The following is a 15,263-nucleotide window of genomic DNA, read 5'->3' as shown; positions in this document are numbered from 1 at the left end:
ATTTATTCTGAGCGAATTTTTCTATTTCAGTCTGTTTCCCACTTGAACAAAATACTTTTTCTTCCGAACCAGCAGGCCTTCGCTGCACGCCGCCAGAAGTTCTTCTAATTCTTCTTTTTTCGTCGGAAATACCCCGAATGCAGTCACATGGATCCGCCAGGATTCAAGGGCATTATCCCGGTCGGAAAGCCAGATCAAGGACGCCGCCGGGTTGTTTTCCCGGATTTTTTCTACGATTTCCGCTCCCTGTCTGCCCTGGACGGACGCCAGCATAATGAGGTAGGGATTCCTCTTTACAAAGTGCAGATATGCGTCCAGATCGCTGATATACGTGTGAATCATCGGCCATCTGCGGTTTTCAGTCAATATTTCACGCAGCATCATTTCCAGACCTTCAATGTCGGTCGGCTTTTCTCCATATATCACTACCCGTACCATATCCCACCTGCCTTTTTTGATTTATCTGTAACAACATTTCATTTACATTTCGGGTCATAACTTTTATACTATAAGCATACCAAATGAGCGATTTAATGAAAACCACATCGACGCAAACGGTCAAACCTCGACCTAAATGGTCACGGTTTTGAATAAAGGAGAATATATTAAGTAATCGAATTTATTGACTAATATGATTAAATGTGTTTAAATATACTCAAAGGAGTAAATTATTATGAACACATCAAATATCACAAATTACAAGCCAAAAGATTTCGCTGAACTGTTAGGGGTATCCGTAAAAACATTACAGCGTTGGGATAGAGAAGGAACTCTAAAGGCAAACCGAACTCCAACTGATAGACGTTATTACACTTATGACCAATATCTGCAATTCAAAGGAATAAATACTGAAGATGACCAACGTCAGGTAGTTATTTATGCCAGGGTATCTACAAAAAATCAAAAAGATGATTTACAAAACCAAGTTGCATTTTTACGACAGTTTTGTAATGCTAAAGGTATTATTGTAGACCAGTGCATTGAAGATTATGGAAGTGGTCTTAATTACAATCGTAAAAAGTGGAACGAATTATTAGATGAAGTGATGGAACAAAAAATCAAAACCATAATCGTAACTCACAAAGATAGATTTATCAGATTTGGTTACGACTGGTTTGAAAAATTCTGTACGAAGTTTAATACGACCATCGTGGTAGTGAACAATGAAGAACTATCACCACAAGAAGAACTCGTGCAGGATATTGTTTCAATACTCCATGCGTTCTCTTGTAGGTTGTACGGACTTCGTAAGTATAAAAAACAAATAGAAAGGGATGTGGAAATTGCTAAAGAGCTTCAAAACGGAAATAAATCCGACAGAGGAGCAGAAAGTTAAGATCCGTAAAACAATAGGAACTTGTAGATATATTTACAACTTCTATCTCGCTCACAACAAAGAGCTTCATGACAATGGAAAAAAGTTTATGAGTGGTAAAAGTTTTAGTGTCTGGCTGAACAATGAGTATCTTCCCCAAAATCCAGATAAGCTATGGATTAAGGAAGTCAGTTCAAAATCTGTAAAGCGTTCAATCGAAAATGGTTGTGTCGCATTTACCAGATTTTTCAAACATCAAAGTGCTTTTCCTAATTTTAAAAAGAAAGGAAAATCTGATGTGAAGATGTATTTCGTAAAGAATAATCCAAAGGATTGCCGATGCGAAAGACACAGAATTAATATTCCATCACTTGGTTGGGTTCGTATCAAAGAAAAAGGATATATTCCTACGACAAAAGATGGGTATGTAATTAAAAGCGGTACGGTATCTATTAAAGCTGGTAGATACTATGTATCCGTTCTTGTAGAGATTCCTGATATGCTTATTGATAGCAGTAATAATGATGGCATTGGGATAGACTTAGGTTTGAAAAATTTTGCTATTGTTTCAAACGGAAAGACATACAAGAACATTAATAAATCAGCAAGATTAAAGAAACTTGAAAAACAACTACGAAGAGAGCAAAAATGTCTCTCTCGTAAATATGAATATTTAAAGAAAGGAGAGTCCACTCAAAGAGCAAATATACAAAAGCAAAAGCTCAAAGTACAGAAACTTTATCATAGACTGGATAATATCCATACTGATTACATCAATAAGATAATTGCTGAGATAGTGAAAACCAAACCATCTTATATAACGATTGAAGATTTGAATGTGTCAGGTATGATGAAGAACAGGCATCTTTCTAAAGCTGTTGCATCACAGAAATTCTACGAGTTTAGAACTACACTGAAAAGCAAATGTGATGATAACAATATTGAACTTAGGGTTGTAGATAGATTTTATCCATCTTCTAAACTATGTCATTGTTGCGGTTCTATAAAGAAAGATTTAAAACTTTCAGATAGAATCTACAGATGTGATTGTAGCTATGTTGCAGATAGGGATCTCAATGCGGCACTTAATTTAAAAGATGCTAAAACTTACAAGATTGCATAATGAAAAGCAAATGTAAGTATGTACCGAAGGCTATTTCGGGAATTAACGACTGTGGAGTATACAAGAACTTGTGAGTAGCATATCTGTTTACAGATTGTAAAAGCATATACGATGAAGCAGTAAGTAATGTTCGTGAGAACTTACAACATCTCGATGTGAGTATATTTACACACATTTTGAGTGGCAGGCGGTTGAGCTTTGATGCATTTTGCGATTGTTGAGGACTTGAAAATAGATCAGAATCATCTGATTCATTTGATACAGGAGAACTTGGAGAAGCACGGGGAAACGGCGCACTTTGACTGCTACGAGAGCGGCGAGGCATTTCTGGAAGCGTTCCGTCCGGGACTTTTTAATGCGGTTTTTATGGATATTATGCTGGACCGGAACGGGCGCAATGGCATTGACACGGCGCTGGAGCTTCGCAAGCGCGAAAAACGTCTCCCCATCGTTTTCACCACATCGGAACGCGATTATTCGCTGCAAGGCTACCGTGCCCATCCCCTTGATTATCTCTTAAAACCGGTTGAGGAAAAGGCGCTTGCCTGGTGTCTCGATGAGATCCGGACATTTCTTGCCGCGCCTGCCTACATCGAAATTCAGGCGGCGCTCGGACGGGGACAGTCATCCACGCAGCGGATTCTGCTTGATGATTTTCTGTATGCGGAGACGCAGAACCACCGGCTGATCATCCACACCAGTTCCGGTGACACCGCCACACGGATTTCTTTTTCGGAGCTAATGTCGCTGCTCCCGAAGGGCAGACGTTTTTACATGAGCGGACGCGGGCTACTTATCAATTTTTCACAGGTTGCCTCGGTGGACGAGGACGGTTCTGTCCATCTGAAAAACGGCAGCTGCTTTTTCTGCAGCCGCCGGAAGAAAAAAGAGACAAAAGAAGCATTTGCAACCTACTTGTTTGACACATTGCGGAAGGGAGGTACTCTATGAACTGGTCTGTGTTTGGCAAGGCATTTCTCGTTGAAACCGTCTATTCCATTCCTTTTTTTATTTTATCGATTCTGCCATTTAAAAAGCAGCTTCGATTTCCGATTAAAATCCTGATTCTGTTCATTTTTATCGGTCAGCTGCTCCAGTCCTCCCTGTATACCTACCTGATCAGCCACGGTAAACCGACCCGGGTCACCGACACGGTATTTGCCTTCGTTTCCCTGGCGATCTATTTTTTATGTGTGAAGGCTAATTTCTGGAAACTTCTGTTTCTGGGAAACTTCATCCTGAATTATTTTGTCACAGTCCGGGGCATCTGTTTCTTTCTGGAAAGCCGTCTGTTCTACGATCCCAGCATTACCTATTATTCACTCCGCGATCAAAGCCTGCTGCTCATCTCGATTCTTCTGCTTCTGACGCTCCCCCTCGGGCTCAAATTTATGAAAAATGCCACGGAACGCGTTTTTCAGGTAGACAGCTCCGCATTCTGGCAGAAAGTCTGGTTTATTCCATTTTCATGCACCCTGATTATCTGCGCTTATAACTTTGATTTAAACATTGATACCGTCCGCAAGTTCCGTTTTATCCTCACGCGCCTCTGGCTCTTTGCTATGACAATTCTCATCTACTATGTCCTTTTGGAAGCGCTCAATGCAGTCCGCCAGCAGGCGCAGTTGGAAGAACGCGCGGCACAGCAGGACACCCTCCTGGCGATGCAGTACACACAGTATCAGCAGCTTTCCCGCCACATCGAAGAGGTGCGGGAGGCGCGCCACGACCTGCGCCAGCACTTAAATCTCATCGAGCATTACCTGCAAAGCGGGAAAACGGAGGATCTGAATACCTACATCGAACAATACCGTATGACGCTTCCGCCGGACACTGCGCGGACCTGGTGTGAAAATTATGCGGTCAACACGATTATCAGCTATTACGGCGAGGAGGCACGCAAGGCGTCGGTCGATTTTTCGGTCCGCATCCAGCTTCCGCCCTCTCTCCCGCTGGGTGAGCCACAGCTCTGCTCGATCTTCGGCAATCTTCTGGAAAATGCCCTCGACGCCTGTCGGGAATGTACGGACAGCGCGCCGTTTATCCGCATCTGCGCTCAGGAGGATGCCGGTCACATCGTGATCGCCGTTGACAACACCTGCTGCCATCCGCCGATCGAGGAAAATGGGCGGTTCCGCTCGACCAAACATGACGGCTTCGGCACGGGAACCGCCTCCATCCGTTCGATCGCTGAGCGGTACCAGGGTCTGGTGGATTTCCGGTATGAGGACGGGATCTTTTATGCATCGGTGATGTTGAAATTTGACTCTAAAATTTCTCACGGAAATCTTTGAAAAAAGATTGACTTTCATCGCGTCAGGACGCATAATATAAATAATAATCATTATCAATATTATTTAGAAGGATTGGAGTGTCGCTTATGAAAACCTTAAAATACAGCCGTCAGCGCGAATCCATCAAAGCCTGCCTGATGAGCCGGAAGGATCATCCGACCGCCGACGCCCTTTACACCAGCATCCGGGAACAGTTTCCGAATATCAGCCTTGGAACCGTTTACCGCAATTTAAACCTGTTAGTTGAGCTGGGCGAGATCCGGAAGCTGTCCTGCGGCGACGGCACGGATCATTTCGATTATGATACATCCCCACATTACCACTACGTCTGCCGCCAGTGCGGACGGGTCATGGATATTCCGATGGAAGCAACCAAGGAGCTGGAGACAGCCGCCAAAGAATTTGCGCCGGGAACGATCGATGACCATACCGTGTTTTTCTATGGGATGTGCGATGAGTGTTTGAAAAGGGAAAAACACTAATAAGAATTATTTCTATTTTTTCATTGACAAACACAGGGATCTATGGTATCTTAATATCAGTAATCATTACTGATTTCATTCAAGCCAAATAAACGATTTCGTTTTAAAAGCTCCTATGAAACAGAATGGTTGCAAACAACTTTACTATCTATTTATTGTTTCTATAAAACACGAAATTAAAAATTTATTTTAGAAAAGGAGAATTGACTATGAAGAAATTTGTCTGTACAGTATGTGGTTACGTATACGAGGGTGAGGCTGCTCCGGAGAAATGTCCAGTATGCGGCGCTCCGGCTTCCAAGTTCAAAGAGCAGTCCGGCGAGATGACATGGGCAGCTGAGCACGTAGTTGGTGTGGCACAGGGTGTCAGCGAGGATATTCTCGAAGATTTAAGAGCTAACTATGAAGGCGAGTGCAGAGAAGTTGGTATGTACCTGGCGATGGCACGTGTAGCTCACAGAGAGGGCTATCCGGAGATCGGTCTGTACTGGGAGAAGGCAGCTCACGAAGAGGCTGAGCACGCTGCTAAGTTTGCAGAGCTTCTCGGCGAGGTTGTAACTGATTCCACCAAGAAGAATCTGGAGATGCGTGTAGAGGCTGAGCACGGCGCAACCGAAGGCAAATTTGACCTTGCAAAACGTGCGAAAGCTGCTAACCTGGATGCAATCCATGACACCGTTCATGAGATGGCTCGTGACGAGGCTAGACATGGCAAGGCATTTGAGGGTCTGTTAAAGAGATACTTCAACTAATCTGAGTGAATAAAAGAGAACGGATGAGGGCGTGTGAAAATGGGAAATTCCTTTTTCACACGCCCTGTTTATTTTATGCAGATTTGTTTTATGTCTCTGTTCAAAAAGACGCCAAAATCTTATCTACCGTCTCCTTCTCCATCTCCCCAATCGGAATCATCTCCGCCGGTACGTCCTCATATAGCAGCAGCGCTTTCTCATACCAGGTAACATCGTGCCATTTTCCGCTCTTATAACCGGTATTTTTGCACACGCCCATCGTCCGGAATCCGCATCCGTTATGCATCGCATCGCTCTTCACATTCGGACTTGTCACCAGACTGTAGACGGTGTGGACGCCCTGCGCCTTTAAAAGCTCTAAAAGCACCAGAAGCATCCGTTTGCCGATGCCCTTCGACGTCACCCGACTGTCCAGATATTCAGAAAGTTCCGCATTCCAACGGTACGCCGCGCGCTCAAGCTGCTTATGCCCATATGCATAGCCAATGATTCTGCCCGTTTCATCCTCGCAGACAATCCACGGATATTCTGCCGTGATCGCCCGGATGCGCCCCTCAAATTCCTCCAGGGACGGCAGCTCCGTCTCAAACGTGATCGGCGTGTCCATATATTGTGCATAAATTTCCAATATCGCAGGTGCATCGGCGATAGCAGCCAGACGCAGGCGGCAGGATGTATGGTCCATAAACTGGTTCCTCCCTATCATTTTCGGTCATTTTTCCTTTACAGGCAACTATATATGAATCTTCCCGTTTCGTCAACTATTCGCAACCAGATTCATGCCTGCCCGTGAACCCCCTCAATCCACCAGCTCATTCTGATGCCTCGATAAATGCTCATATGGCAGAATCAGCCGCCCCCGGTACAGCCCGCAGCCGTCATTGATTAGGTCATTGTTGATCGCCGAAAACATATTGACATCCACTTCAGCTAAATTGAGCGATACCAGGCGCTGACAGCGTTCATATGCTTCATCAAAATAAATACATGCACCTTCCGGTATCTCATCCCGCCTGGCCCGCTCGCCCTCCTGGCGCTTTTCATAGCTTAAATGATTGGCCACGCCGATCTCCGCGATATCGTCCATGTGCTTCGTGCGAAGCTGTACCTCCACATAGCTTCTGGAACAATTATCGTAAAACGTAATATGCAGAGACTGGTAATCATCCGAACTATTTCCGCAGACATAATCACGGTAGTACGGCCTTACCTCCTCATCCATCAACGGGGAGGTACTCTCCTTCACCCCGTAAGCCGGTTCCGCCGTAAACCCGCGTTCCTCCAGAAATCCCGGAAGTTCATTCGCAATCTGGTAGAGGTACCGGATATCTGCCTCCTGCTGCGATTCCCCCGGTTTCAGGTAACACTTCGGCAGTGAAATCACGATCCGGTACGCAATCAGGTCGCGGAAACAGCTCAATCTCTGCTTCAAATCGGAGATCGACGGAAATGCCTTATGTTCTGTATAACAGTCATAAATATATTCGACGATATATCCATTAAATTTCGCCTCCGAGCGGATCAGCGACTTGATTCTTCCCTTAAAGTTAAATGCCAGAAGCGGATATTCCTTTGCCATATGAATATAAAATTCCCGGATCTTCTGTGACTGGGTCGTCAGGAAATCATTGTGTTCCAAAAGCTCCCGGATCTGAATCAGAAAATTTGCATGTATCAGGTCTATCTCATTGTTTGTCTGTTTTGCCTCTGCTTTCAAATCCCGGCTGTAATTCTTTAAAATCTTAAACATCGTATCGCCGGAATACAGATAATCGTTTAAGGTCACCATGGTCCTCACCTCCCTGCTTCAGCAAAAAAGGGACGGTGCATAGGATAACAATGCCCCAGATGCACCAGCCCCCTCATTTATAAAATAGAGCTATTTATTTTCCGTAAACCTTCTTGATCCGCTCCATTGCCTCTTTTGTATTCGCAGTCGTACCAAATGCAGTCAGACGGAAGAATCCTTCTCCATTCTTACCAAATCCACTGCCCGGTGTGCCGACCACATTTGCCTTGGCAAGCAGATCGTCGAAAAACTCCCAGGATTTCATGCCGTTCGGGCACTGCACCCAGATGTACGGTGAATTTTCGCCGCCGATGTGCCAGATGCCAAGCTCTTTTAAGGTCTCGGTCATGATCTTCGCATTGGTGCGGTATACGTCCAGGTGCTCGCGGCACTGTGCCATGCCCTCCGGTGAAAGAGCTGCCTCTGCGGCGCGCTGTACCGGGTAGGAAACGCCATTAAACTTGGTTGTCTGGCGGCGCAGCCACATCTTGCGGATGGAAGAACCACCGCGCTCTAATTCAGACGGAACCACGGTATAGCCACAGCGGGTTCCGGTAAAGCTTGCCAGCTTCGAAAGGGAGCAGAACTCGATCGCGCAGGTCTTTGCGCCCTCAATCTCAAAAATACTTCTCGGAAGCGCCGGATCTGCTACGAAGGACTCATACGCCGCATCAAATAAAAGAATCGCATCCTGCTCGTTCGCATAGTCAACCCACTCTTTTAACTGCTCACGGTTGTACACACCGCCAGTCGGGTTGTTCGGGGAGCAGAGATAAATAATATCCGCTTTCTGTCCCTTCGGAGGCATCGGAAGAAAGCCATTTTCCACATTGGCATCCATAAATACGATCTTTCTGCCTGCCATCACGTTCGTATCCATGTAAACCGGGTATACCGGATCAGGGATCAGGACCGTGTTGTCCGCATCAAAGAGATCGAGGATATTTCCGACATCACTCTTCGCGCCGTCGCTGATGAATATATCCTCCGCCGCCACCTCAACCTGGAAGGACGCATAATACTTCTGAACTGCTACACGCAGAAAATCATATCCCTGCTCCGGACCATATCCATGGAACGTAGCCGCCTTGCCCTGCTCCATAGCTGCTTTTGCAAATGCGTCAGCTGCTTTCTGGCAGATCGGAAGGGTTACGTCACCGATACCCATTTTGATTACTTTTGCCTCTGGATGGGCTTTGGTGTACTCATCTACTTTTTTAGCGATAGTGGAAAACAGATAGCTTTCTTCCAGATTTTTATAGTTTTCGTTGATCTTCATACTTTATTTTCTCCATATTTTAAGAATTTTTTTCCTTTACCTCCAGAGCCGCTTTCACAAACTCCCGGAAGATCGGATGTGCGCGGTTCGGGCGGCTCTTGAACTCCGGATGGTACTGAACTCCCAGATAGAACGGATGTCCCGGAATCTCCATCGCCTCTACCAGCGTACCGTCCGGAGACTGTCCGGAGAAGACAGCGCCATGCTCCATATAAACTTCCCGGAACTTGTTGTTAAATTCATAACGATGGCGATGTCTCTCCTCGATCAGACCTTTTCCATAGGCTTTCATCATCAGCGTATCCGGACTGATGCGGCACGGATATGCACCCAGACGCATCGTTCCGCCCATGTCAGCCAGATCCATCTGCTCTTCCATCAGAGCGATGACCGGATGCTTGCTGTCCGGCGCAAACTCGGTTGAGTTCGCATCCTCATAGCCTAACACGCCTCTGGCAAATGCGATCGCCGCGATCTGCATACCAAGGCAGATGCCAAAGTACGGGATATTGTTTCTTCTCGCATAATCAGCTGCCGCAATCATGCCCTCGATGCCTCGGATGCCGAAGCCACCCGGCACGATGATACCGGTTGAACCGCCCAGAATTTCCGGCGCTGTCTCCGGAGTGATCGTCTCACTATCCACCCAGTTGATCTCCACCTGCGCGCCATTTTCCCATCCGGCATGGTGCAGGGATTCTACGATCGACAGATAAGAATCGTGCAGTTTGACGTACTTGCCGACCAGGGAAATCTTGACTGTCTTGCTGCTGTTCTTGATTCGGTCCAACATATGTTTCCACTCCGCCAGATCGCACTCTTGCGGCGCTTTCTCGATGCCAAGTTCGCGAAGCACGATCTTGGCAAGTCCTGCTTCTTCCAGCATGATCGGCGCCTCGTAGAGAACCGGAAGGGTCAGGTTCTCGATGACGCAGTCCTCTTTGACGTTACAGAACAGTGCGATCTTGCGGAAAATGGATGGATCGTCCACCGGACGGTCACAGCGCGCCACGATGATATCCGGCATGATACCAAAGGACTGCAGCTGTTTAACCGAATGCTGCGTCGGTTTTGATTTATGCTCGCCGGAAGATTCCAGATATGGAATCAGGGTTACATGGATGAAGAGGCAGTTGCTGCGTCCCGCCTCGCAGGACACCTGGCGGATGGCTTCCAGGAACGGCTGTGACTCAATATCGCCGGTCGTTCCGCCGATCTCTGTGATAACGATGTCCGCATCGGTCTTTTCCTGCACGGAATAGATAAATGATTTTATCTCATTTGTGATATGTGGAATTACCTGTACCGTCTCGCCCAGATATTCGCCGCGGCGCTCTTTATTTAACACATTCCAGTAGACCTTACCGGTCGTCAGATTAGAATAACGGTTTAAATCTTCATCTATAAAACGCTCATAATGTCCCAGATCCAGATCCGTCTCCGCACCGTCGTTTGTTACGAATACTTCGCCGTGCTGATACGGGCTCATGGTTCCTGGATCGACGTTGATATACGGATCCAGCTTCTGCGCTGCTACCTTAAATCCCCGTGCCTTCAAAAGACGGCCCAGAGACGCTGCTGTAATACCTTTCCCCAATCCCGATACAACACCGCCTGTCACAAAAATAAATTTTGCCATCTGCTTTTCCTCCTCTTCCTTTCTTTAAATATTAATCCACTTTTTCCGTCATATATGATTCTGTCAGATTTTGCCTTCGCAAAAGATTTCAGCCTGCACGGATTCCGCAACCCTCAAAACGCAGAATCCATGCAGACCATCGTTCTTTTTAGTCGTTTTCATGCTCCTGAAGCACATAACCCGGAATCTGGATTTCTTCCGGTTTTTCCATCTGGCTCAGCTCTTTTCTAGCCGCTGCACCATGTGCAATGTGCGCGATATCTACCAGTTCAACGTTGTCCTCGTTGTACTTGCTTTCCAGTGTCAGCGCCAGGACAGCCGCGGTATCAAGCGATGTCAGGCACGGAATACCAAGCTCGACTGCCTTTCTTCTCAGGCGGACACTGTCGCGTCCCGGCTGGCGTCCCGTCTTGGAAGTGGAAATTACGTAGCTTATCTTTCCTTCTTCCAGCAGGGAAATGGTCGTCTCCTCGCCCTCTTTGGCTTCCTTCGGCTTCTTGACTAACGTTGAAGAAATGCCGACGCTGTTTAACCGGCTTGCAGTACCGGAGGTCGCGTAGATGTGGAATCCCATCGCCACGTACTCTTTGACCAGCTCGCGCAGGTCGCTCTTGTCGGTATCGCGGACACTAATTAAGACGCCGCCCTCGCGCTTCATCGTATATCCGGCTGCTATCAGACCCTTGAACAGCGCTTCCTCCATCGTCCGGGCGATACCCAGTACCTCGCCGGTCGATTTCATTTCCGGTCCGAGCTGTGTATCTACGTTGGACAACTTCTCAAAGGAGAATACCGGAACCTTGACTGCGTAGTACGGAGAGCACGGATACAAACCTGTCTCATAGCCCATGTCAGCCAGCTTTTCGCCCATCATGATGCGGGTTGCCAGATCGACCATCGGCACTCCGGTTACCTTGCTGATGTACGGCACGGTACGGGATGAACGCGGGTTGACCTCGATGATATAGATCGTATCCTCATGCAGAACGTACTGGATGTTGATGAGTCCCTTCGTATTCATGGAAAGCGCCAGACGGATGGAATAGTCCACCAGACGGTCTTTCTGGCTCTCGGTCAGCATAAAGGCCGGATATACCGCGATGGAGTCTCCGGAATGGACACCCGCACGCTCGATGTGCTCCATGATACCCGGAATCAAAACGGTCTCGCCGTCGCAGATCGCGTCAACCTCCAGCTCGGTACCCATCAGGTATTTATCAATCAGGATCGCATTCTCAATCTTGTGTGAGAGAATAATCTTCATATACTCATGAATATCGGCGTCGTTGTACGCGATAATCATGTTTTGTCCGCCTAATACATAGCTCGGACGCATCAGAACCGGATACCCCAGATGATTTGCCGCCTGGATTGCCTCATCCTCAGTGTAAACGGTCTGACCCGCTGCCTGTTTCATATTTAATTTTTTCAGCAGGGCTGCGAAACGTCCGCGATCCTCCGCCATATCGATGCTGTCTGCCGGAGTGCCGAGAACCGGAATATTGTTCTCTACAAGGCATTTTGTCAGACGGATCGCTGTCTGTCCGCCAAAGGCCACAACTGCGCCGATCGGCTTCTCGATCCGGATAATATCCAGCACATCCTCCGGTGTCAGCGGCTCAAAATACAGACGGTCTGCTACGTTGAAGTCGGTGGAAACGGTCTCCGGGTTGTTATTTACGATGACAACCTCATAACCGGCTCTCTTTAACGACCATACGCAGTGAACAGAGGCGAAATCGAACTCGATACCCTGACCGATACGGATCGGACCGGAACCAAATACCATAACAACCGGTTTTCCGCTTGCATTCTCTTTAATAAATTCTTCTGCCTCATCTTCCTCGCCGAAGGTGCTGTAGAAGTAAGGGGTACTTGCCGTAAACTCAGCGCTGCAGGTATCAACCATGCGGTAGCATGCCGGAACATGCTTGATTTCCGAAAGCCCGGTCATCTCCTTGATGACTGCATCCGGGAATCCGTTCTGTTTGGCTTCCATATAAAGCGCATCGCTCAGAGCCTCAGACTGCATCCGGCGTTCCAGGGACAGGATATGCATCAGTTTATTTAAGAACCACTCGTCGATCTTGGTCAGCTCATGAATCTCGGCAACGGTCACGCCGCGCTTGAAGCTCTCATAGATTGCAAACAGACGCTCGTCATCCTGCGCCAGAATTTTTTCTCTCAGCTCTTCCACACTCATCGGCGCCAGTTTCTTCATGTTCAGGCTGTTCTGGGAGATCTCCGCGCCGCGGACTGCCTTCATGAGCGCCTGCTCAAAGTTGCGGCCGATCGCCATAACCTCGCCGGTTGCCTTCATCTGGGTACCCAGCTTCCGGCGTCCGTAAACGAATTTATCAAATGGCCATTTCGGGAATTTAACCGTTACATAGTCAAGGGCCGGCTCGAAGCATGCCATCGTCTCGCCGGTTACCTCGTTCGGGATCTCGTCCAGATGATAACCGATCGCAATCTTGGTTGCCACGCGGGCAATCGGATATCCGGTTGCTTTCGAAGCAAGGGCGGAAGAACGGGATACACGCGGGTTTACCTCGATAACGGCATATTCAAAGCTCTCCGGATTCAGCGCAAACTGGCAGTTGCAGCCGCCCTCGATGCCCATCGCCTGGATAATATTCAGCGCTGCGGAACGAAGCATCTGGTATTCCTTATCCGCCAGCGTCACAGCCGGTGCGATAACAATGGAGTCGCCGGTGTGGACGCCGACCGGGTCAAAGTTTTCCATCGAGCAGACCGTAATCTCGTTGCCGATGGCATCGCGCATTACCTCAAACTCGATCTCCTTCCATCCGGAAATACATTTCTCAACCAGAATCTGATTGATCGGTGACAGGCGGATACCCGCCTCCGCGATGTTGTAAAGCTCTTCTTTATTTGCCGCAATACCGCCGCCGGTACCGCCCAGGGTAAAGGCCGGACGCACGATAACCGGGTAAGAAATAACCTCGGCAAAATCAAGCGCATCCTCGATGGTTGTGACAACCTTGGACGGAATGACCGGCTCACCGATAGCTTCCATCGTGTCTTTAAAGCACTGGCGGTCCTCCGCCTTATCGATGGTCTCCGGGGACGCGCCGAGAAGCGTTACATTGTGGCTCTTTAAGAAACCTTCTTTGGCAAGCTCCATGGACAGTGTCAGTCCGGTCTGTCCGCCCAGGGTGGACAGGATGCTGTCAGGCTTCTCTTTTTCAATGATTCTCTTGACAAATTCCAGGGTCAGCGGCTCGATGTATACGTGATCCGCGATGGCGCTGTCCGTCATGATGGTTGCCGGGTTGGAGTTTACTAAAACGACCTCCAGACCTTCCTCTTTTAAAGCCCGGCACGCCTGCGTTCCTGCATAATCAAACTCTGCCGCCTGACCGATGACGATAGGACCGGAACCGATTACCATAACTTTTTTCAGGGATTTATTTAACGGCATGACGCGCCCTCCTTTTCCTTATAATCTCTCATCATCTGAATGAAACGCCCAAACAGCTCTTCCGTATCCTTCGGACCTGCACAAGCCTCTGGATGGAACTGGACGGTAAATGCCGGCATATCGTGGTAGGTGATGCCCTCGCAGGTGCCGTCGTTGACATTGATAAATGTCTCCTCCGCGCCCTCCGGCAGCGTATCGCGCAGTACCTCATAGCCGTGGTTCTGGCTGCTGATGTAGACGCGTCCGGTCGTCAGATCCTTGACCGGCTGGTTCGCACCTCTGTGACCGAATTTCATCTTTCCAGTCTTCGCGCCCTTGGCAATCGCCAGCAGCTGGTGTCCCAGGCAGATGCCGAACATCGGTTTTCCAGCCTTCGTAATCTTTCGGATCTCCTCGATGATCTCCGGGTTGTCCTCTGGGTTGCCTGGACCGTTGGAAAGCATGATTCCGTCCGGATTCATTGCCAGAATCTCCTCCGCCGTCGTACCTGCCGGAAGGTCAGCCACGCGGCATCCGCGCCTGGTCAGCTCGCGGATGATATTTTCCTTTGCGCCAAAATCCCAGAGCACAATCTGGAACTCTTCTTTCTCATCCGCCGGTTTGATCTCACATTTCTTTGGTGTAACGGTTTCAACCGCCTTTGTAATGTGGAAGTTTTTCACTTCCTCCAGCTTTTTCGCATCATACGGCGGCTTCACCTCGGTCAGCCAGCCGTTCATCGAACCGGATTCACGAATGGTTTTTGCCAGCTTTCTCGTATCGATTCCATAGACGCCCGGGATGTTTCTTTCTTTAAAAAAGGTGTCAAGATCCCCACTGCATCTGAAGTTGGAAGGTTCCTGACACCACTCTTTTACGATATAGGCTGATAAATATACCTCTTCATTCTCGAAGTCCTGCGGAATCACTCCGTAGTTTCCGATTAACGGAAATGTCTGAACGACAATCTGTCCAAAATAGCTGGGATCTGTGATCGTCTCAAGGTATCCTGTCATACCGGTTGTGAATACGACTTCTCCGGTCACTTCACGTAAAGGAGCGCCAAAGCTTTTTCCCTCAAAATAGTCGCCGTTTTCCAACAGAAGATATACCGGTTTCTCCATCTGGTCACCATTCCTTTCTCTCTCGTACCCTGCCTTCTCAAA

At 48.0% G+C, this 15,263-nt stretch carries 13 protein-coding genes; 6 read left to right on the top strand and 7 right to left on the bottom strand.

Annotation, left to right across the window (positions count from 1 at the left end):
• Positions 1–21: 21 nt before the first annotated feature.
• Positions 22–438, bottom strand: a complete 417-nt coding sequence (locus DWY89_RS04045; RefSeq protein WP_118523897.1) for a hypothetical protein — start codon at positions 436–438, stop codon at positions 22–24.
• 250 nt (positions 439–688) lie between these two features.
• Between DWY89_RS04045 and DWY89_RS04040 the strand changes: the two genes are divergently transcribed.
• The 6 genes from DWY89_RS04040 (at position 689) to DWY89_RS04015 (ending at position 5,966) form a co-directional block, all read left to right on the top strand.
• Complete coding sequence (locus tag DWY89_RS04040) at positions 689–1,336, top strand: IS607 family transposase (RefSeq protein WP_181986229.1); 648 nt, start codon at positions 689–691, stop codon at positions 1,334–1,336.
• Positions 1,284–2,438: a transposase gene (locus tag DWY89_RS04035; RefSeq protein ID WP_333490958.1), complete on the top strand. Its 1,155-nt coding sequence runs from the start codon at positions 1,284–1,286 to the stop codon at positions 2,436–2,438. The genes DWY89_RS04040 and DWY89_RS04035 overlap by 53 nt, the downstream gene beginning before the upstream one ends.
• Before the next feature lie 201 nt (positions 2,439–2,639).
• A complete protein-coding gene (locus DWY89_RS04030) occupies positions 2,640–3,389 on the top strand; it encodes a LytTR family DNA-binding domain-containing protein (protein ID WP_118523899.1) in 750 nt (249 codons plus the stop codon).
• Positions 3,386–4,732: a sensor histidine kinase gene (locus DWY89_RS04025; RefSeq protein ID WP_107000648.1), complete on the top strand. Its 1,347-nt coding sequence runs from the start codon at positions 3,386–3,388 to the stop codon at positions 4,730–4,732. Before DWY89_RS04030 ends, DWY89_RS04025 begins: the two co-directional genes overlap by 4 nt.
• Before the next feature lie 86 nt (positions 4,733–4,818).
• The gene (locus DWY89_RS04020) at positions 4,819–5,214 is read left to right on the top strand and encodes a transcriptional repressor (RefSeq protein ID WP_118482568.1); all 396 of its coding nucleotides are present in this window, start codon (positions 4,819–4,821) and stop codon (positions 5,212–5,214) included.
• Positions 5,215–5,423: 209 nt separating this feature from the next.
• Positions 5,424–5,966, top strand: a complete 543-nt coding sequence (locus DWY89_RS04015) for an NADH peroxidase (protein WP_022359001.1) — start codon at positions 5,424–5,426, stop codon at positions 5,964–5,966.
• Positions 5,967–6,066: 100 nt separating this feature from the next.
• Here DWY89_RS04015 and DWY89_RS04010 read toward each other — a convergent pair whose 3' ends face one another.
• From DWY89_RS04010 to DWY89_RS03985, 6 genes are all read right to left on the bottom strand, one after another.
• Positions 6,067–6,651 carry a GNAT family N-acetyltransferase gene (locus DWY89_RS04010; RefSeq protein WP_118523900.1) on the bottom strand — a complete coding sequence of 195 codons (585 nt, stop codon included), beginning with the start codon at positions 6,649–6,651 and terminating at the stop codon, positions 6,067–6,069.
• Positions 6,652–6,765: 114 nt separating this feature from the next.
• Positions 6,766–7,755 (bottom strand): guanosine polyphosphate pyrophosphohydrolase, encoded by a 990-nt coding sequence (locus DWY89_RS04005; protein WP_118523901.1) that lies wholly within the window; start codon positions 7,753–7,755, stop codon positions 6,766–6,768.
• Between the two features lie 94 nt (positions 7,756–7,849).
• Positions 7,850–9,034 (bottom strand): LL-diaminopimelate aminotransferase, encoded by a 1,185-nt coding sequence (locus DWY89_RS04000; protein ID WP_118523902.1) that lies wholly within the window; start codon positions 9,032–9,034, stop codon positions 7,850–7,852.
• A 19-nt stretch (positions 9,035–9,053) separates the two neighbouring features.
• On the bottom strand, positions 9,054–10,673 hold the full coding sequence (locus DWY89_RS03995) for a CTP synthase (RefSeq protein WP_117796271.1): 1,620 nt from the start codon (positions 10,671–10,673) through the stop codon (positions 9,054–9,056).
• A 148-nt stretch (positions 10,674–10,821) separates the two neighbouring features.
• Entirely contained in the window at positions 10,822–14,118 is a 3,297-nt protein-coding gene (gene carB / locus DWY89_RS03990; protein WP_118523903.1) for a carbamoyl-phosphate synthase large subunit, read from the bottom strand.
• Positions 14,109–15,221, bottom strand: a complete 1,113-nt coding sequence (locus DWY89_RS03985; RefSeq protein ID WP_118523904.1) for a carbamoyl phosphate synthase small subunit — start codon at positions 15,219–15,221, stop codon at positions 14,109–14,111. The genes carB and DWY89_RS03985 overlap by 10 nt, the downstream gene beginning before the upstream one ends.
• Positions 15,222–15,263: the final 42 nt, after the last annotated feature.

It is taken from the genome of Clostridium sp. AF27-5AA (assembly GCF_003478415.1).
In the GTDB taxonomy this organism is placed as follows: Bacteria; Bacillota; Clostridia; order Lachnospirales; family Lachnospiraceae; genus Otoolea; species Otoolea fessa.
Note: the sequence above shows the minus strand (reverse complement) of the source record. Positions and strands in the feature narration are given on the sequence as shown.